We start from the raw sequence: 17,442 nt of genomic DNA, 5'->3' as shown, positions 1-17,442 counted from the left end.
CTGTCCGTCCCGGTCACTACCCTTGGGCCATGACAACGGCTCTGATTACGGGATCGACCGCGGGGATCGGCGCCGCGTTCGCGCGGCGGCTCGCGGCTGACGGGCATGACCTCGTCCTGGTGGCGCGGGACACCAAGCGGATGCGCGAGCAGGCGACCGAACTGCACGACCGGCACGGCATCGAGGTGGAGGTGCTGACCGCCGACCTCTCCGAGGACACGGGCATCGAGGCGGTCGCCGACCGGCTCGGCGACCGGAAGAGGCCGGTCGACCTGCTGGTCAACAACGCCGGCTTCGGCCACAAGGGCCGCTATCCGGACGTCCCCATGGCGGACGAGCTGAAGATGCTCAAGGTGCACTGCGAGGCGGTGCTCCGGCTGACGACGGCGGCGGCCTCGGCGATGCGCGAGCGCGGCCGGGGCGGGGTCGTCAACGTCGCCTCGGTGGCCGCCTTCGTGCCCCGGGGCACCTACGGGGCGTCCAAGGCGTGGGTCGTGCAGTTCACCCAGGGCGCGGCGAAGGACCTGGCGGGCAGCGGGGTGCGGCTGATGGCGCTGTGCCCGGGTTTCGTGCGCACCGAGTTCCACGAGCGGGCCGGGATGGGCACGGACGGCATCCCGGGGTGGATGTGGCTGGACGCCGACAAGCTGGTCGCGGCCGCGCTATCGGACCTGGCCCGCGGCAAGTCGCTGTCCATCCCGGACCCCCGGTACAAGGCGCTGATGGGCCTGGTGAAGGTGACACCCCGGGGACTGGTGGGCGGGATCTCCTCCAGGACCGGCCGCAAGTACGGGCCGCAGTAGCCGGCGGGCGGGGCTCCGCCGCCGTTTCCGGTGGGAGGCTCTACCCCCGGCCCGGTCGAAGGGGTTCCGCCGCCGGCCCGGTGGAAGGGTTCCGCCGGCCAGGTGGAAGGGGTTCCGCCGCCGTTTCCAGTGGGAGGCTCCACCGCCGGCCCGGTGGAAGGGGTTCTACCGCCGGCCCGGTGGAAGGGCGTCGTCGGCGGGGTTCCGTCGCCGGCCCGGAGCGGTGGCGGCGGTGGACAGGGCGAAGGCCCGGCACCGTGACGGTGCCGGGCCTTCGCCGAAGAGCGTCCGGATCAGTGGGCGTGGCCGTGGCCGTGGCCCGCGTCCGCCGGCTCCTCTTCCTTCTTCTCGACGACCAGGGTCTCGGTCGTGAGCAGCAGGGAGGCGATGGAGGCGGCGTTCTCCAGGGCGGAACGGGTGACCTTGACCGGGTCGATGACGCCGGCCTTGATCAGGTCGCCGTACTCGCCGGTGGCGGCGTTGTAGCCCTGCCCCTTCTCCAGTTCCTTGACCTTGGAGACGATGACGTAGCCCTCCTGGCCGGCGTTCTCGCCGATCCAGCGCAGCGGCTCGACCACGGCGTTGCGGACGACCGAGACACCGGTGGCCTCGTCGCCGGTCTTGTCGAGGTTGCCCTCGAGGACCTTGGAGGAGTGGACCAGAGCGGAGCCACCACCGGAGACGATGCCCTCCTCGACCGCGGCGCGGGTCGCGGAGATGGCGTCCTCCAGACGGTGCTTCTTCTCCTTCAGCTCCACCTCGGTGGCGGCGCCGACCTTGATCACGCACACGCCGCCGGCCAGCTTCGCGAGGCGCTCCTGGAGCTTCTCGCGGTCCCAGTCGGAGTCGGTGTTCTCGATCTCGGCCTTGATCTGGGCGATGCGGCCCTGGACGGCCGCGGGGTCGCCGGCGCCGTCCACGATCGTGGTGTCGTCCTTGGTCACGGTGACGCGGCGGGCGGAGCCCAGCACGTCGAGCCCGGCCTGGTCGAGCTTGAGGCCGACCTCCTCGGAGATGACCGTGGCGCCGGTGAGGACCGCCATGTCCTCCAGCATCGCCTTGCGGCGGTCGCCGAAGCCGGGGGCCTTCACCGCGACGGCGTTGAAGGTGCCGCGGATCTTGTTGACGACCAGGGTCGACAGGGCCTCGCCCTCGACGTCCTCGGCGATGATCAGCAGCGGCTTCGAGGAGTTGGTCTGGATGATCTTCTCGAGCAGCGGGAGCAGGTCCTGGATCGAGGAGATCTTGCCCTGGTTGATCAGGATGTAGGGGTCGTCGAGGACGGCCTCCATGCGCTCCTGGTCCGTCACGAAGTACGGCGACAGGTAGCCCTTGTCGAAGGCCATGCCCTCGGTGAAGTCCAGCTCCAGACCGAAGGTGTTGGACTCCTCGACGGTGATGACACCGTCCTTGCCGACCTTGTCCATGGCCTCGGCGATCAGCCCGCCGACCTGCTGGTCCTGGGCGGACAGCGCGGCGACGGCGGCGATGTCGGACTTCTCGTCGATCGGGCGGGCCGAGGCGAGCAGGTCGTCGCACACGGCCTTGACCGCGGCGTCGATGCCCTTCTTCAGGGCGGCCGGGGAGGCGCCGGCGGCGACGTTGCGCAGACCCTCGCGGACCAGGGCCTGGGCCAGCACGGTGGCGGTGGTGGTGCCGTCACCAGCGATGTCGTTGGTCTTGGTGGCCACCTCCTTCACCAGCTGCGCGCCGAGGTTCTCGTACGGGTCCTCGATCTCGACCTCGCGGGCGATCGTGACACCGTCGTTGGTGATGGTGGGGGCGCCGAACTTCTTGTCGATGACGACGTTGCGGCCGCGCGGGCCGATCGTCACCTTCACCGTGTCGGCCAGCTTGTTGACGCCGCGCTCGAGGGCGCGACGGGCGTCCTCGTCGAACTTCAGGATCTTCGCCATGACAGCGGGAGCCCTCTCGGGAGTCTGTGGGTGTGAAAAGACGCTGCGCCCCGGGCGCCCGGCTTCTTATCGGTTGCGGGGGGCCAGGGGCGCAGCTTCAGAGCAAAAGTCTGCTCGAGGTGGTGGCTACTTCTCGATGATCGCGAGCACGTCGCGAGCCGAGAGGACGAGGTACTCCTCGCCGTTGTACTTCACCTCGGTGCCGCCGTACTTGCTGTAGAGGACGACGTCGCCGACCTTGACGTCGAGCGGCAGGCGCTCGCCGTTCTCGAAGCGGCCCGGGCCCACGGCGAGGACGGCGCCCTCCTGGGGCTTCTCCTTCGCGGTGTCCGGGATGACCAGGCCAGAGGCGGTGGTCTGCTCGGCGTCGAGCGGCTGGACCACGATGCGGTCCTCGAGCGGCTTGATGGCAACCTTGGAGCTGGTGGTCGTCACGATCCGACCTCCCCCTTCGGAGATCTCACGGGGTTAACTGTCTGAGGTGGCGACCAGGTCGATCCGTCGTCGCGGGTGCCGGACCTGCCCGTCGCGTATTGGCACTCTCCGGTGGGGAGTGCCAGAGCCGAGACTATGACCGCGATTAGCACTCGGTCAAGCGGAGTGCCAATGCCGTGCGTCGCGTCGCCGGGTTTCGGGTGCACGCGAGTGGTTTGCGCCGGGGGACGGCCCTGCTCGCTACAGGTAGTCCTCGAGCCGACCCACCGTCAGGCCCCGCTGCTGGACCCTCCGAAGGATCCGCGTCGTGCGTTCCCGCAGGGTCGGGCCCGTGGACTCGTCGGGGCCGACGAGGACGACGTCGCCGGGGCCGAGGCGGTCCTCACCCCGGCGGAAGACGAGGTCGCCCGGGGTCATCGCGGCGCGCCAGAGCACCACCGCGGTGATCCCGCAGTCGGCCGCCGCGCGCAGGGTCGTGGTGTCGTACCTGCCGTAGGGCGGCCGGAAGAGCCGGGGGCGGACGCCCAGGCGCGATCTGAGCCGGTCCTGCTGGCCGCAGATCTCGGCGCGCTGCGCGGCGTAGGGCTGCCCGGCGAGCGCGCGGCGGTCGAGGGTGTGGTTCTGGATGCCGGCGCCGAGCCCGCGCAGCCGCGCGAAGTGGGCGTAGCCGGGCCCGGCGACGCTGTCGGTGAGGAACATGCTGACCGGAAGCCGGAGTTCGCGGACCATGTCGACGAAGCGGGGGTCCTGCTCGGCGCCGTCGTCGTAGGTGAGGAAGACGACCCGGTCGCGGGTGGGGACGCGGTCCAGGACCCGGGGCGCGGTGCGGCCCGCCGGGTCCGGTGCGAGGCCGAGGGGCCGGGCGGCGGGCCGGGGCGGGCGGGCCAGGGGCTCGGTCAGGCCCCAGTGGCGGTAGGACAGGTCGGGAGCGGGGCCGTGCGGGTGCACCCCTTGGGCCGCCTTCTTGCCGAGGCGTTCGATGGGGTCCATGGACTGGGCGCAGCCCGCGAGGAGGACGGCCGCGGCGAGTGCCGCGGCCGGGCCCCGCGCCCGCCTCACAGGTAGTCCTCCAGGCGGGCCACGGCGTAGCCCTCGCGCGTGACCTTGTTCAGGAAGCGGCGCATGTCGTCGACCATCGTGCCGTCCCACTCGTCCCGGCCCCGGAAGTGGGTGAGGACGATGTCGCCGCGGCGCAGTCGCTGGTCGTCCTCGCGGTACTCCCAGTGGTCGACGAAGACCTCCTCGTTCCAGATCGGCGCGTACTTGATCCCGCAGGACTTGGCGGCGACCAGGGTGTCCTGGTTGTAGTTGCCGTAGGGCGGCCGGAAGACGGTGGGCGCCTTGCCGAACTGCCGCTTCATGATGTCCTGCATGCCGCAGATCTCGTCCTTCTGCTCCTCGTAGGACAGCCCCGGCAGGTAGGGGTGGTGCAGCGTGTGGTTGTTCAGCGTGTTGCCGTAGGACCGCATGGTGCGGAAGTAGGCGTAGTCGTCCTTCACCAGGTAGTTGCTGAGGAAGGCGGTGTACGGGATCTTCAGGTCCCGCATCATGGCGAGGAACCTCGGGTCCTTCTCCGCGCCGTCGTCGATCGTGAGGAAGACGACCTTCTGGTCGGTGGGCACCGTGGTGAAGACCGGCGGCAGGTCCCAGTCCTCCTGGTGGTCCACCTCGAACCCGTCGCGGGCGTGGATCCTCGGCTTGCTCGCGGGCGGCGCCGGAGGCGTCAGCGGGACCTGCTCCAGTCCCCAGCGCCGGGCCGCGGCGGCCATGCGGGTGCGTTCGGCGGCCTGGCGGGCCTGCGGGCCCAGGGCCTGGGCGGGTTCGCTCTTTCCGCGCACCGGACGCACGGGGTCGTTGCCGGCGCAGCCGGACAGCAGGGCGGCGGAGGCCAGCGCGGTGGCTCCGCAGACGAGGGCCAGCTTCCGGGTGCGTACACCGAAAGGTGCCCTAATTTTGTCATTTTGTACTACTGCTCGCATGGTGCCGGATCCTCCCAGGCCCGGGGCCCGATCCCGGCCCGACACCGCCGCCGGAGGCGGACCGTCCACCGACTGGCCGACAATGACCCGGTGAACGACCTCACCCTCCTCCTCACCCCCGAAGGCCGCGCCCTCCTCGACGAGGTGCGCGACACCGAGCCGGCGCGCGAGCTGGCCGTGGCCACCCGGCTGCGCCGCGACCACCCGGCCGACCTGGTGTCGGCCGCGCTCGGCCAGGCCCGGCTGCGGCAGCGGGCGGCGGCCAAGTTCGGCGCCGGGGACGCCGGGCGGATGTTCTTCACGCCGAACGGGGTCGAGCAGTCGACACGGGCCAGCGTGGCCGCCTACCGGGCGCGGCGGCTGACGGACCTGGGCGTGACCTCGGTGGCCGACCTGTGCTGCGGGATCGGCGGGGACGCGATCGCGCTGGCGCGGGCCGGGATCCGGGTGCTGGCCGTGGACCGGGACCCGCTGACGGCGGCCGTGGCGCGGGCGAACGCCGAGGCGCTGGGGCTGGCGGAGCTGATCGAGGTGCGCGAGGCCGACGTCACCGAGGTGGACACCGCCGGCTACGACGCCGTGTTCGTGGACCCGGCCCGGCGGGGCGGACGGGGCCGGATCTTCGACCCCGAGGCCTATTCGCCGCCCCTGTCCTGGGCGGTCGGCGCGGCCCGTACGGCGCCCCACGCGGCCCTGAAGATCGCCCCGGGCATCCCCCACGAGGCGGTGCCCGCGGAGGCCGAGGCCGAGTGGATCTCCGACGGCGGCGAGGTGAAGGAGGCGGTGCTGTGGTTCGGCACCGGGGCGCCGGGCGCCGTACGGGCCACGCTGCTGCCCGGCCCGCGCACGCTGCCCGGCCGCGGGCTGCCCGATCCCCCGGTGCGGCCGGTGGGCCGGTACCTGTACGAACCCGACGGGGCCGTGATCCGCGCGCACCTCGTCGCGGAGGTGGCCGAGGAGGTCGGCGGCGGTCTCCTCGACGCGACGATCGCCTACGTCACCGCCGACGAACTGCGGCCCACCCCCTTCGCCACGGCCTACGAGATCACCGACCGGCTGCCCTTCAACGTGAAGAAGCTGAAAGCCCTGCTGCGGGAGCGGGAGGTCGGCACGCTGACCGTGAAGAAGCGCGGCTCCGCGGTCGAGCCGGAGGAACTGCGCCGCAAGGTCAGGCCGCAGGGACCGAACGCGGCGACCGTGTTCCTCACCCGGGTCGCCGGGGCGCCGACGATGCTGATCGGCGCCCCCACCCGGTCACCGGAGCGGCACCCGGGAAGCCGACGCCCGTGAGCGTCTCGGCGGTCCCCGCCGCGCACACGGGCCGCTGAACGACGAGAACCCCGCCCCCGGCGAACCGGGGACGGGGTCTTCATGGAGCGCCGGGCAGGCCTTGCACCTGCATCTCCCCGCAGGAAGCGGGGCGTCTTTCCTTGGACCACCAACGCACTGTGTCCGGACCGGGTTTCCGGCCGTTCACGTGTGATGATCATAGCGCAGCCCGAGCGGTTCCTCCAACCTCAGCCGTCCGCCACCGCCTCGAACCGCCACCGGTGCACCGGACGCGTCACCAGCTGCGCGCCGGGCTCGGGCAGCTCGGGCAGCGAGGCGTCGTAGGGCGCGTCCCACCAGGTGATGACCAGTACCCGGTCGCCCGGCGCCCGGAAGGTCTCCCGGCGCACCGGCTGCCGGTCGAGGTCCTGCTCGCGCACCCAGCCCAGCAGGTCCTCGCCCCGGCCCTCGGCGGCCCGCGCCTCCCACATCAGCGCGACCGTCACGAGTAGAGGTTCTCCTTGCTGACCTCGTGCACGTGGTCGTGCCCGGGCACATGGGGATCGGTGACCGGCAGGGAGGAGTCGGCCGACAGGTCCCAGTCGGAGGCGGTCCGGTTGCGGGCGACCATCTCGGCGCCGAGCGCGGCCACCATCGCGCCGTTGTCCGTGCACAGCTTGGGGCGCGGGACGCGCAGCCGGATGCCGGCCGCCTCGCAGCGCTCCTGGGCGAGGGCGCGCAGCCGGGAGTTGGCGGCCACGCCGCCGCCGATCATCAGGTGGTCGACGCCCTCGTCCTTGCAGGCGCGGACGGCCTTGCGGGTCAGCACGTCGACCACGGCCTCCTGGAAGGAGGCGGCCACGTCGCGGACCGGGACGTCCTCGCCGGCCGCGCGCCTGGCCTCGATCCAGCGGGCCACGGCCGTCTTCAGGCCGGAGAAGGAGAAGTCGTAGGCGGGGTCGCGCGGACCGGTCAGGCCGCGCGGGAAGGCGATCGCCTGCGGGTCGCCCTCCCTGGCGTAGCGGTCGATGACCGGGCCGCCGGGGAAGCCCAGGTTCAGCACGCGGGCGATCTTGTCGAAGGCCTCGCCGGCCGCGTCGTCGATGGTCGAGCCCATCGGGCGGACGTCGGAGGTGATGTCCTCGGACAGCAGCAGGGAGGAGTGGCCGCCGGACACCAGCAGGGCCATCGTCGGCTCGGGCAGCGGCCCGTGCTCCAGCTGGTCCACGCAGATGTGGGAGGCGAGGTGGTTGACGCCGTACAGCGGCTTGCCGAGCGCGTAGGCGTACGCCTTGGCCGCCGAGACGCCGACGAGCAGGGCGCCCGCGAGGCCGGGCCCCGCGGTCACCGCGATGCCGTCGAGGTCCTTCGCCGCGACGCCCGCCTCCTTCAGGGCGCGGTCGATGGTCGGCACCATCGCCTCCAGGTGCGCCCGGGACGCCACCTCGGGCACGACACCGCCGAAGCGTGCGTGCTCGTCGACGCTGGAGGCGATGGCGTCCGCCAGCAGGGTGGTGCCGCGGACGATGCCGACGCCGGTCTCGTCGCAGGAGGTCTCGATGCCGAGGACGAGGGGTTCGTCAGTCATTGGTCTCGGTTCCTTGTACGGGGGAGGAGCTCGCGGCGGAGCCGCCGTCGGAGGCTGTGTCCAGGCGCATGACCAGGGCGTCCACGTTGCCCGGCTGGTAGTAGCCGCGCCGGAAGCCGATGGGCTCGAAGCCGAAGCGCTCGTAGAGCTTCTGGGCGCGGACGTTGTCGACCCGGCATTCGAGCAGCACCTCGTGGCACTCGAACGCGGTCGCGGCGCGCAGCAGGTCGGTGAGCAGGCGCCGGCCGAGGCCGGTGCCCTGCTGGTCACGGGAGACCGCGATGGTCTGGACGTCGCCCTGGTCGCCGGAGGCGACGAGGCCCGCGTAGCCGACGATGCGGCCCTCGGACTCGGCCACCAGGTAGCGCCGGCTGGCCCCGGGGCCCCGGGAGTGGGCCAGCTCGGACCAGAACATGCCCCGGGACCAGGCGTCCTCGGGGAACAGGTCCCTCTCCAGCTCGAGGACCGGATCGATGTCCCACCAGCGCATCTCGCGCAGTCGGGGGGTTGCCGGCTGAGTCACTTGGGGGTGACCACCTTGTAGTTCTTGGGGACCTGGGCGTCCGGGCGGCGCAGGTACAGCGGCCGGGGCGAGGGCAGTTCCTCCCCCGCGGCGAGGCGCTCGACGGCCAGCGAGGCGAGGGCGGCGGCGGACACGTGCTCGGGCTCGTGGGCGACCAGGAACGTGTCCGGGTAGAGCAGGGCGCCCGCGCCGACCGCGGGGAGCCCCGCGACCTGCTCGGCGATGTCGGCCGGCCGGTTCACGGCCGGGTCGGTCAGCCGGGTGCGCGAGTCGGCGTACGTGGCCCAGTAGACCTCCTTGCGCCGGGCGTCGGTCGCCACGACGAAGGGGCCCTCGGCGATGTCGGCGGCGTGGGCGAGGCCGTCCAGCGTGCACACGCCGTGCACCGGGATGCCCAGCGCGAGGCCGAAGGTGTCGGCGGTCGTCAGACCGACCCTGAGGCCCGTGTAGGGGCCGGGACCGATGCCGACGACGATGCCGGTGACGGCCTCCAGCTTGAGCCCCGCCGCGGCGAGGGTCCGGTCGACGGCCGGCAGCAGCAGCTCTCCGTGCCGGCGTGCGTCGACCTGGCTCGACGAGGCGATGACGTCCGTGCCGTCGTGCAGCGCGACGGTGACGGCGGATGTTGCGGTATCCAGAGCGAGCAAGAGCACGCGAACAGCCTACGGCGCCGACGCCGCCCGCATGGCCGTCCGGGTCGAACGGTCACTGACTGCTACGGTCTGTACGAAGTACGACATATCGCACGAGACAGAGGTGGGAGCACGTGGCAGGGACCAGCGCGGGGATCGTGGCCGGCCTGACCGCGGCGGCCGTGGCGACGGTCGGCTTCCTCGCCTTCCAGGCCCAGTCGGCCGCCCCGGCGAGCCCGGGCGGCCGGCCCGGGCCGGGCGCGTCGGCCGCGTCGGCCGCCGCCAAGGCGCCGCGGGACCGGCGGAACCCGACCGCCCTGCCGCGCGGCTCCGGTACGGGTGAGCGGGTCGTGTACTCGGTGGACGACGACCGGGTGTGGCTGGTCGACGAGCGCAACCGGGTGCGGCACACCTTCCGGGTGACCCCGGGCACGCTCGACCCGCTGCCGGGCACGTACTGGGTGTCGTCCCGCTCGAACGCGGTCACCGGCACCGACGGCCTCCCCATCGAGCACGTCGTGCGGTTCACCAGCGTGGACGACGTGGCGATCGGTTTCAGCGCGGCGGTGGGCGACGGCTCGCCCGCGATGGCCGACCCGGGCGTGAAGACGGGCGGCATCCGGGAGACGCGGGCGAACGGGAACCTGATGTGGCAGTTCGCGACGATCGGCGTGCCCGTGGTCGTGATCCGCTAGGCGGCTCCGGTGGCACTCGCGGCCGTGCCGCCGCGCCGCCTCCCGGGGTCGGCGGTGGTGATCCGCCAGGCCGCCTCGCGGCGCTCCCCGGTGGACTCGGGGGCGCCTCGCAGCGGCTGCGGGGGGCGCGGGGGCCGGGAGACCGCGTCCGCCGCCGCGCACGACGCCAGCAGATCACGCATGGACATTCCGGCGGGCAGGTCCGAAGGGGGCCGCTGCGCGGGGCGAGGAGCGGTCATGGACGCCTCCTGGGTGCGGGGGCGAGCGAAGTTAGGTATCCCTAACTACTGCCTGGCCACCATGTCACCACGCCCGGGTCGTCCCGCGCAATAGGGTGCCGACGCCTTGTCGGAAAGCCGGGCGTCTCAGGCCGTGAGGGGTTCCAGACCGGCGTCCGCCCAGCGCTCCCCGAGCCCGGTCAGCGTGACGTGCCGGACCTCGTCGGTGGTGTCGCCCACGGCCCGGTGGATGACCACCTGGAGCCGGTCCTCGGTCAGCTCCTCCACCTTGCCCTCGCCCCACTCCACGACGATCACCGAGTCGGTCAGGGAGACGTCGAGGTCCAGGTCCTCCATCTCGTCCAGGCCGCCGCCGAGCCGGTAGGCGTCCACATGGACCAGGGGCGGACCGTCGCCCAGGGAGGGATGCACCCGGGCGATCACGAAGGTCGGCGAGGTGACCGCGCCGCGCACGCCCAGCCCCTCGCCGAGGCCGCGGGTCAGCGTGGTCTTGCCCGCGCCGAGTTCCCCGGAGAGCATCACGAGGTCGCCCGCGCGGAGCAGCTCGGCCAGCCGCCGGCCCAGCTCCCGCATCTGCTCGGGCGAAGTGATCGTCAGCCGGGTCTCAGCGCGGTTGTGCGGTGCTGCTGGTGCTGCTGCCGGTTGTTCCATAGCCACTTACGGTAGCTCCTGCCGGCACGGCGCCGGCGCGGGTGAGCAGGTCGGCGAGGCGGTCGGTCACCACTTCGGGGTGTTCCAGGATCACCAGGTGCCCGGCGTCCGGCACGAGCACCAGCTCGGCCTCCGGGAGCAGGTCGGCGATGGCCTCGCTGTGCTCGCTGGGCGTGACCAGATCCTGCACGCCGGCCAGCACGAGCACGGGCATGTCCTGGAAACAGGCGAGGGCCTCGGTCTTGTCGTGGTCGGTGAAGGCCGGGTAGAACTCGGCGACCACGTCGATCGGCGTGGACTCGATCATCCGCTCCGCGAACCGCTCGACGGCCGGGTCGACGTCCCGTCCGGCGAACGAGTACCGCTTGATGATCCCGGCGAACAGGTCCGCGGTGGCCCGGCGCCCCTTCTCCACCAGCTCGGCCTGCTGCCCGAGCGCCTTCAGCACGCCGGGCAGGATGCGCCGCACCGCGTTGACGCCGGCCACCGGGAGGCCGAAGTTGACCTCGCCGAGCCGCCCGGACGACGTGCCCACGAGGGCGGTGGCGACCACCCGGTCCCGGATCAGCTCCGGGTACTGGGCGGCCAGGGCCATCATCGTCATCCCGCCCATGGAGTGGCCGACCAGCACGATCGGCCCGTCCGGTGCCGCGGCGTCCAGGACGGCCTTCAGGTCGCGGCCTAGCTGGTCGATGGTGAGCGGCACCCGGTTCCGGGTCTGGTCCACGCCCCGCCCGGAGCGCCCGTGGCTGCGCTGGTCCCAGTGCACGGTGCGGACGACCCCGCGCAGGGCGGCCCGCTGGAAGTGCCAGGAGTCCTGGCTGAGGCAGTAGCCGTGGCAGAAGACGACGGTGACCGGGGCGGGGGCCTTGCGGCCGAAGAGCCGGCGCCGGCGCGGCGAGACGTTCGGACCCGGGTCGGGTTCGACCTCGTCGACCTCGTAGTACAGCTCGGTGCCGTCGTCGGCGTACGCCTTCCCGGGGAGGCCGCGCAGGGTGCCGTAGGGGCCGGCCGAGTCCAGCGCCAGCCGCGCCCTGCGGCGCATCCCGCGCCCGACCGTCATCCGCTCGATGGCGACCCCCGCCGCCGCGCCCGCGGCCAGCACGCCTATCGCGGCACCGGCGATGCCGGTCGCCCTGCGCCAGCTCGCGGCCGCCTCCGCGGCGGAGGCGGCGGCCGCCGAGGCGACGACTTCCGCCACCGCCTCCGCGCTGCTCTCGCTCACGTACCGCTCCTCTTCGCCGTACTGCAGTTCGCCTGTGTGGGTGACACGGATGATGCCGGTCCGGTGCTCGAGTACGGCCTGAGTACGCCGTCACCGAGGCGCCCCGGCCGCCCCCTTGACGGGTTACCCGAGTTCTTCCCCGTTCACATAGACGCGAGGAACCCGGGTTCCGATGCGCGTGACGATCTCGTACGCGATCGTGCCGCAGGCCTGCGCCCAGTCCTCGGCGGTGGGCTCGCCGCGGTCGCCGGGCCCGAACAGCACGGCCTCGGCGCCCACCTCCGGCTCGTCCCCGCCCAGGTCGACGACGAACTGGTCCATGGCGACCCGGCCGGCGACCGTCCGCCACTTGCCGTCGACCAGCACGGGGCCGGTTCCGGAGGCGTGCCGCGGGATGCCGTCCGCGTAGCCGACCGGCACGAGGCCGAGGGTGGTGTCGCCGGCGGTGACGTAGTGGTGGCCGTAGCTGATGCCGTGCCCGCCCGGCGCGTGCTTGACCAGGGCCAGCGAGGCGCTCAGCGTCATCACCGGGCGCAGCCCGAGGTCGGCCGGGGTGCCCAGCTCCGGGCTGGGCGAGACGCCGTACATGGCGATGCCCGTGCGGACGAGGTCGAAGTGGGTCTCGGGCAGGGTGAGCGCGGCCGGCGAGTTGGCGATGTGCCGCACCTCGGGGCGCACGCCCTGGTCCTCGGCGTACGCCACCATCTCCCGGAACCGGTCGAGCTGGGCGGCGATGGACGGGTGCCCGGGTTCGTCGGCGCAGGCGAAGTGGGACCACAGTCCGGTGATCCGGACCAGCCCGTCGGCCTCGGCGCGCAGGGCCTCGGCGACCAGCTCGGGCCAGTCGGCGGGCTGGCAGCCGTTGCGCCCGAGTCCGGTGTCGGCCTTGAGCTGCACCCGCGCGGTCCGGCCGGCGGCGCGGGACGCCGCGACGGCCTCCCGCAGGGCCCACAGCCCGCTCAGGGACACGTCGATGTCGGCCTCGATCGCCTGCCGCCAGGGGCCGCCCGGCACCCACAGCCAGCACAGCATGCGGCCCGGCAGGCCGGCCGCGCGCAGCGCCAGGGCCTCCTCGGGCGTCGCCGTGCCGAGCCAGGCCGCGCCCGCCTCGCGGGCCGCGCGGGCGCAGCGCACCGCCCCGTGTCCGTAGCCGTCGGACTTCACGACGGCCATCAGGGACGCGCCCGGGGTACGGGAGCGCAGTGCCCGCACGTTGGCGCGCAGGGCACCCAGGTCGATCTCGGCGCGGGCGCGCAGGGGGGCGGTCGGCACAGCTGCAGTCTCACTCATGGCGCCCCCAGTGTCTCAGAGGGCCGAACGGGCCCCCGTGCCGTGTCAGGTACCCGGCCGCCGCCCCCACACGTAGACGTGGTCGCCCTTCTTCAGCACGCCCCACAGTTTCCGCGCGTCACCGAGCTTCAGGTTCACGCAGCCGTAGGAGCCGACGGTGGTGTAGATGCTGCCGTACACGGCGTGGAAGGCCTGTCCGCCGTCGAAGAACTGGGCGTACGGCATGGGCTGGTGGTACAGGGTGGAGACGTGGTTCTTGTGCCGCCAGTAGACGGTGTGCCAGCCCTTGCGGGTGACGAGCCCCTTGCGTCCGCTGCGCATCGGCACGGGCCCGAACACCACCTCGGCGCCCTTCTGCACCCAGGTGAGCTGCCGGTCCAGATCGACGCAGGCGACCCGGTACGACTTCACCGGGCACTTCTCGGCCGCGTTCGGGTTCTTCCGGGCCGAGATCAGCATCATCGTCGACCAGGTGACCGGGCCGGCGAAGCCGATGGCGGGCTTGATCCTGTGCTTGAGCTGGAAGGCGCGGACGGCCCTGCAGTCGGCGGCGGACTGCTTGCCGTCCACCGTCAGCTTCAGCCACCGCTCCACCTGCCGCTGGTACGGGCCGGCCTGCTTGCTGCAGGTCACCTTGGCGACGGCGTCCGCGAGCGGCACGTACTCGATCAGGTCGTACGTCCCCGGCGCCGCCGCCCTGGGCTCGACGGCGTCCTCCCGGACGCTGGGCCGGTAGGTCTTCGGCGGCAGTGCCTGGTCGGGCGTGTCGAACTGCCAGGGCTGCGCGGGTCCGGGCGCCACCCCGGGCACGAGGTCTGATCCGGGAGCGGACGGTGCGGGGGCGGCCAGGAGGACGGCCGCCCGGGACGCGTTCGCCCCGGCGGTGCCGGTCGCCGGTACGGCGGTGGCCGCGGCGTTTCCGGCGAGCGGGAGGACCGTGGCGGTGGCGAGCAGCACCGCGGCGCCTCGGTGCGCGATTCGTCTGCTGATCATGCGATCAGCCAAACGCGTGGCCCCGCCGGATCGGCGATGCCGCGCGGCGGGGTCACCCGAGGGGTGGAGCCGGCCGGCACCCCAGCTCCGGCCCGGGATCGGGCGTCGACGTCCGCCGCGGGTGCGTGGGGGCCGGGCGCGCCGGTCCGCGTGCCCCCGTTCCGGGCGTTCGGCCGGACGGGGCCTGTCGGCGAAGGGGGATGTGCGCGCTCGGCCGGTGCGGGTGCGTCGGGGCCGGATGCGCCGTTCCCCGCGCCCCCCGTTTCAGGGCGTTCGGCCGGAAGGGGCCCGTCGGCGAAGGGGGGTGTGCGCCCTCGGCCGGTGCGGGTGCCCCCGGAGCCGGGCACGCCGTTCCCCGCGCCCCTTTAGGCGGGTGTCCCGGGTTCTGGTGGGGGGTCAGGTGCGGATGTCGCGCCAGGCCTGGGGGATCTGGTCGGCGATGTCGTGTGCTCCTACCGGCGCTCCCTGGGCCGCGAAGCGGCCGGCGAGGCCGTGCAGGTACGCGGCCGTGCTGCCCGCGTCCAGCGCCGGCAGGCCCGCCGCCAGCAGTGACCCGGCGAGACCCGACAGCACGTCCCCGCTGCCCGCCGTGGCCAGCCAGGGCGTGCCCGTGGCGTTCACCCGCACGGGGCCGCTCCCGGGGCCGGCCACCAACGTGGTCGAGCCCTTCAGCAGCACGGTCGCCCGGTACGCCGCCGCCAGTTCACGCACCGCGGCCAGCCGTGCGCCCTCGACCTCCTCCCGGCGCACACCCAGCAGGGCGGCGGCCTCCCCCGCGTGCGGGGTCATCAGCGTGGGCGCCGTGCGCGCCCGTACCGCCTCCCGCTCGGCCAGCCGCAGGCCGTCGGCGTCGAGCAGCACCGGCACCTCCGCGTCCAGCACCTGCGCCACGGTCGCCGCGTCGTCCCCGGCCCCCGGGCCGACCACCCAGGCCTGCACCCGCCCGGCCCTGGCCGGCCCGGCGTCGGACACCAGCGTCTCCGGGAAGCGCGCGAGGACCGCCTCCCCCGCGGGCCCGACGTACCGCACCGCCCCCGCACCGCCGCGCAGCGCCCCGGAGACGGCGAGCACCGCGGCGCCCGGGTACCTCGCCGACCCGGCGGCGATCCCGACCACCCCCCGCCGGTACTTGTCGCTCTCGGCCGCCGGCACCGGCAGCAGCCGCGCCACGTCCGTGTGCTGCAAGGCCTCCAGCTCGGCCTCGGCGGGCAGGTCGAGCCCGATGCCGACGAGCCGCACCACCCCGGCGTACTCCCGCCCGGGGTCGACCAGCAGGCCGGGCTTGTACGCACCGAAGGTGACGGTGAGGTCCGCCCGGACGGCGGCCCCGCTCACCTGCCCGGTGTCCGCCTCGACCCCGCTGGGCAGGTCCACCGCCACCACCGCGGCGTCCGACCCCGCAGCGGCGTCCACGAGGCGCGCCGCTTCGGGGCGCAGACCGCCCTTGCCGCCGATGCCGACGATCCCGTCGACCACGAGGTCGGCGCGCCGGACCGCTTCCTCGGCGGCCCCCTCCGCGGCCACGGAGCCCCCGTCCCGGCGCAGGGCGGCGAGCCCGCCGGCGTGGACCCGCCCGGGCGAGAGCAGGACGGCCGTGACCCCCGCTCCCCGCCGCGCCAGCCGCGCTCCGGCGTAGAGCGCGTCGCCGCCGTTGTCCCCGCTGCCCACGAGCAGCACCACCCGGCTGCCGTACACCCGTCCGAGCAACTCGGCGCAGGCGGCGGCAAGCCCCGCGGCCGCCCGCTGCATCAGCGCGCCCTCCGGCAGCCGCGCCATCAGTGCCCGCTCGGCCGCCCTGACCGTCTCCACGCTGTACGCAGTACGCATGGCACCGAGTCTGCCCCGGATTCCCCGTCCGCCACACCGGCGCCGGTCAGCTCTCGGCGACGACCACGGCCGAGGCCACGCCCGCGTCATGGCTCAGGGACACGTGCCAGGCCCGCACGCCCAACTCGGCCGCCCGGGCGGCGACGGTCCCCCGCACCCGCAGCCGGGGCCGCCCGCTGTCCTCGACGTACACCTCGGCGTCGGTCCAGTGCAGCCCGGGCGGCGCGCCCAGCGCCTTCGCCAGTGCCTCCTTGGCGGCGAAGCGGGCCGCGAGCGAGGCGATGCCCCGCCGCTCCCCACTGGGCAGCAGCAGCTCCCGCTCCACGAACAACCGGTCCGCCAGCCCTGGCGTCCGCTCCAGCGACGCCCGGAACCGATCGATCTCGGCGACGTCGATCCCGACTCCGATGATGCTCATGCGCGGCAGCCTACGGTCGCGGCCGGGGGCCGGGCGGCGGGTCGGCGCGGCCCGTCTACGCTCCGGCCATGACTTCGCAGACCTATCTCTCCGACCTGTTCTCGCTGGAGGGCCGTGTCGCCCTGGTGACCGGGGGCAGTTCCGGCATCGGGCGGGCCATCGCCGGGGCGCTGGCGCGGGCCGGCGCGCGGGTGGTGATCGTGGCCAGGAAGAAGGGGCAACTGGCGGACACGGTGGACGAGTTGCTGGCCGACGGATGCCGGGCGGCCTGGGTGAGCGGGGACCTGAGCACCCGTGAGGGGGTGCGCGAGGCGGCCGAGGAGGCGGCCGGCGTGTTCGGGGAGCCCGACATCCTCGTCAACTGCGCCGGGGTCAACCTCAGGCCTCCGATGGACGAGCTGGGCGAGGACGTGTGGGACACCACCATGGCGGTGAACCTGGAGGCCCCGTTCCTGCTGGGGCAGCGGTTCGGACCGGGCATGGCCGGGCGCGGCTTCGGCCGGATCATCCACGTCACCTCCCAGCAGGCGCACCGCGCCTTCGTGCAGAGCGGCGTCTACGGCGTCTCGAAGGGGGCGCTGGAGTCGCTGGCCCGCTCCCAGGCCGAGGCGTGGTCACGGCACGGCGTCACGTGCAACACCCTCGTGCCGGGATTCGTGATGACGCCGCTGAACGCGCGTCTGTCGTCCGACCCCGAGCGGGTGGCGGCGCTCGCCGCGCGGACGATGACCGGGCGCAACGGGCTCGCCGAGGACTTCGCGGGGGCGGCGGTGTTCCTCGCCGGTCCGGCGTCCGCCTATGTCACCGGCCAGTCGGTCTTCGTGGACGGCGGTTTCTCGGTCCACTGAGCCGGCCGGCGGCCCCAGGCGGCCCGGCCTGCTCGGTCGGCTCGGTGGACGGCGTGCGCCCGGTCCGCCGAGCCGGCGGGAGGGCCGCGAGGCGGAGGGGCCCTGCGGGGA

Annotated in this window: 19 protein-coding genes; 4 read left to right on the top strand and 15 right to left on the bottom strand. The window is 73.7% G+C overall.

Annotation, left to right across the window (positions count from 1 at the left end):
* The first annotated feature begins 29 nt into the window (after positions 1-29).
* The gene (locus ABVB68_RS10025; RefSeq protein WP_353600540.1) at positions 30-803 is read left to right on the top strand and encodes an SDR family NAD(P)-dependent oxidoreductase; all 774 of its coding nucleotides are present in this window, start codon (positions 30-32) and stop codon (positions 801-803) included.
* Between the two features lie 293 nt (positions 804-1,096).
* On the opposite strand, the gene groL is transcribed toward ABVB68_RS10025, so the two are convergent.
* From groL to ABVB68_RS10005, 4 genes are all read right to left on the bottom strand, one after another.
* Positions 1,097-2,719 carry a chaperonin GroEL gene (gene groL / locus ABVB68_RS10020; RefSeq protein ID WP_353600539.1) on the bottom strand — a complete coding sequence of 541 codons (1,623 nt, stop codon included), beginning with the start codon at positions 2,717-2,719 and terminating at the stop codon, positions 1,097-1,099.
* A gap of 126 nt (positions 2,720-2,845) precedes the next feature.
* Positions 2,846-3,154 carry a co-chaperone GroES gene (groES, locus tag ABVB68_RS10015; RefSeq protein ID WP_020132158.1) on the bottom strand — a complete coding sequence of 103 codons (309 nt, stop codon included), beginning with the start codon at positions 3,152-3,154 and terminating at the stop codon, positions 2,846-2,848.
* Positions 3,155-3,394: 240 nt separating this feature from the next.
* Entirely contained in the window at positions 3,395-4,213 is an 819-nt protein-coding gene (locus ABVB68_RS10010; RefSeq protein ID WP_353600538.1) for a polysaccharide deacetylase family protein, read from the bottom strand.
* Positions 4,210-5,133, bottom strand: a complete 924-nt coding sequence (locus ABVB68_RS10005) for a polysaccharide deacetylase family protein (protein WP_353600537.1) — start codon at positions 5,131-5,133, stop codon at positions 4,210-4,212. Before ABVB68_RS10005 ends, ABVB68_RS10010 begins: the two co-directional genes overlap by 4 nt.
* 90 nt (positions 5,134-5,223) lie before the next feature.
* On the opposite strand from ABVB68_RS10005, the gene ABVB68_RS10000 reads away from it, so the two are divergent.
* Positions 5,224-6,423 carry a class I SAM-dependent methyltransferase gene (locus ABVB68_RS10000; protein ID WP_353600536.1) on the top strand — a complete coding sequence of 400 codons (1,200 nt, stop codon included), beginning with the start codon at positions 5,224-5,226 and terminating at the stop codon, positions 6,421-6,423.
* 227 nt (positions 6,424-6,650) lie between these two features.
* Here ABVB68_RS10000 and ABVB68_RS09995 read toward each other — a convergent pair whose 3' ends face one another.
* Genes ABVB68_RS09995 through tsaB form a run of 4 tightly spaced genes read right to left on the bottom strand, consistent with a single transcriptional unit; the run spans position 6,651 to position 9,166 of the window.
* Complete coding sequence (locus ABVB68_RS09995; protein ID WP_353600535.1) at positions 6,651-6,908, bottom strand: hypothetical protein; 258 nt, start codon at positions 6,906-6,908, stop codon at positions 6,651-6,653.
* Positions 6,905-7,990 carry a tRNA (adenosine(37)-N6)-threonylcarbamoyltransferase complex transferase subunit TsaD gene (tsaD, locus tag ABVB68_RS09990; RefSeq protein WP_353600534.1) on the bottom strand — a complete coding sequence of 362 codons (1,086 nt, stop codon included), beginning with the start codon at positions 7,988-7,990 and terminating at the stop codon, positions 6,905-6,907. The genes ABVB68_RS09995 and tsaD overlap by 4 nt, the downstream gene beginning before the upstream one ends.
* Positions 7,983-8,480, bottom strand: a complete 498-nt coding sequence (gene rimI, locus ABVB68_RS09985; RefSeq protein WP_353600680.1) for a ribosomal protein S18-alanine N-acetyltransferase — start codon at positions 8,478-8,480, stop codon at positions 7,983-7,985. The genes tsaD and rimI overlap by 8 nt, the downstream gene beginning before the upstream one ends.
* 29 nt (positions 8,481-8,509) lie before the next feature.
* Positions 8,510-9,166 (bottom strand): tRNA (adenosine(37)-N6)-threonylcarbamoyltransferase complex dimerization subunit type 1 TsaB, encoded by a 657-nt coding sequence (gene tsaB / locus ABVB68_RS09980; protein ID WP_353600533.1) that lies wholly within the window; start codon positions 9,164-9,166, stop codon positions 8,510-8,512.
* 113 nt (positions 9,167-9,279) lie between these two features.
* On the opposite strand from tsaB, the gene ABVB68_RS09975 reads away from it, so the two are divergent.
* Complete coding sequence (locus ABVB68_RS09975; RefSeq protein WP_353600532.1) at positions 9,280-9,840, top strand: hypothetical protein; 561 nt, start codon at positions 9,280-9,282, stop codon at positions 9,838-9,840.
* On the opposite strand, the gene ABVB68_RS09970 is transcribed toward ABVB68_RS09975, so the two are convergent.
* The 7 genes from ABVB68_RS09970 to ABVB68_RS09940 form a co-directional block, all read right to left on the bottom strand.
* The gene (locus ABVB68_RS09970; protein WP_353600531.1) at positions 9,837-10,079 is read right to left on the bottom strand and encodes a hypothetical protein; all 243 of its coding nucleotides are present in this window, start codon (positions 10,077-10,079) and stop codon (positions 9,837-9,839) included. The two genes, ABVB68_RS09975 and ABVB68_RS09970, sit on opposite strands and share 4 nt — an antisense overlap.
* A gap of 126 nt (positions 10,080-10,205) precedes the next feature.
* Complete coding sequence (tsaE, locus tag ABVB68_RS09965) at positions 10,206-10,730, bottom strand: tRNA (adenosine(37)-N6)-threonylcarbamoyltransferase complex ATPase subunit type 1 TsaE (protein WP_353600530.1); 525 nt, start codon at positions 10,728-10,730, stop codon at positions 10,206-10,208.
* Complete coding sequence (locus ABVB68_RS09960) at positions 10,684-11,955, bottom strand: alpha/beta fold hydrolase (protein ID WP_353600529.1); 1,272 nt, start codon at positions 11,953-11,955, stop codon at positions 10,684-10,686. The genes tsaE and ABVB68_RS09960 overlap by 47 nt, the downstream gene beginning before the upstream one ends.
* A 123-nt stretch (positions 11,956-12,078) precedes the next feature.
* Positions 12,079-13,245, bottom strand: a complete 1,167-nt coding sequence (alr, locus tag ABVB68_RS09955) for an alanine racemase (protein ID WP_353600528.1) — start codon at positions 13,243-13,245, stop codon at positions 12,079-12,081.
* A gap of 45 nt (positions 13,246-13,290) precedes the next feature.
* Complete coding sequence (locus ABVB68_RS09950; protein ID WP_353600527.1) at positions 13,291-14,238, bottom strand: L,D-transpeptidase family protein; 948 nt, start codon at positions 14,236-14,238, stop codon at positions 13,291-13,293.
* A gap of 396 nt (positions 14,239-14,634) precedes the next feature.
* On the bottom strand, positions 14,635-16,065 hold the full coding sequence (locus tag ABVB68_RS09945; RefSeq protein WP_353600526.1) for an NAD(P)H-hydrate dehydratase: 1,431 nt from the start codon (positions 16,063-16,065) through the stop codon (positions 14,635-14,637).
* A 46-nt stretch (positions 16,066-16,111) separates the two neighbouring features.
* A complete protein-coding gene (locus ABVB68_RS09940; RefSeq protein WP_353600525.1) occupies positions 16,112-16,483 on the bottom strand; it encodes a holo-ACP synthase in 372 nt (123 codons plus the stop codon).
* Positions 16,484-16,551: 68 nt separating this feature from the next.
* On the opposite strand from ABVB68_RS09940, the gene ABVB68_RS09935 reads away from it, so the two are divergent.
* Positions 16,552-17,331 (top strand): SDR family NAD(P)-dependent oxidoreductase, encoded by a 780-nt coding sequence (locus ABVB68_RS09935; protein WP_353600524.1) that lies wholly within the window; start codon positions 16,552-16,554, stop codon positions 17,329-17,331.
* Positions 17,332-17,442 lie beyond the last annotated feature (111 nt).

It is taken from the genome of Streptomyces sp. NPDC096012 (assembly GCF_040426375.1).
Classification (GTDB): domain Bacteria; phylum Actinomycetota; class Actinomycetes; order Streptomycetales; family Streptomycetaceae; genus Streptomyces.
Note: the sequence above shows the minus strand (reverse complement) of the source record. Positions and strands in the feature narration are given on the sequence as shown.